The organism is Vibrio sp. 2033 (assembly GCF_033339735.1).
Genome location: NZ_JAWOVC010000909.1, coordinates 1 through 504 on the forward strand (window position 1 = coordinate 1; position 504 = coordinate 504).

1 pseudogene is annotated in these 504 nt (G+C 45.8%); it reads left to right on the forward strand.

The features are described from left to right. Nucleotides 1-2 precede the first annotated feature (2 nt). Nucleotides 3-504, forward strand: a pseudogene (locus R7P74_RS29760) (ABC transporter permease); the annotation flags it as partial.

Below are 504 nucleotides of genomic sequence, written 5' to 3' on the forward strand. Positions count from 1 at the left end.
TACTGGAAATCGAACGACATGTGAATCACCAACAGAGCGATCTCAGAGCCCAACTGCAAAAAGCGGAGCGCAATAACAACCTACGCTCAATCATGCTGACGTTGCCGTTGGTATGCTTTATTTTGCTCACATTTGCGTTTCCTATTTTAGAAATGCTTTATCGCAGTATCGACAACCGAGATATTCCGCAGGCCTTGCCGAAAACAATCCAAGCGTTAGCGCATTGGGATTATCAAGGATTGCCAGATTCCGAAGTGGTAGAGGCATTTTCGGTTGAGCTGCTGGCACTGTATGAGACCAAAGCCCTGCCTAAAATCGCCAATCGCATGAACATAGAAGTCTCTGGCATGCGCAGTTTGATGATGAAAACGGGACGAAAATTGTCTCGTTTAGAAGTGCTTCCTACGTCAATAAAAGAACTGAGTAGGCTTGATAAACGCTGGGCGGATGCAAAACATTGGGTTGCTTTTAAGAACCTGAGCGGTGCGATAACCGTCAACCATT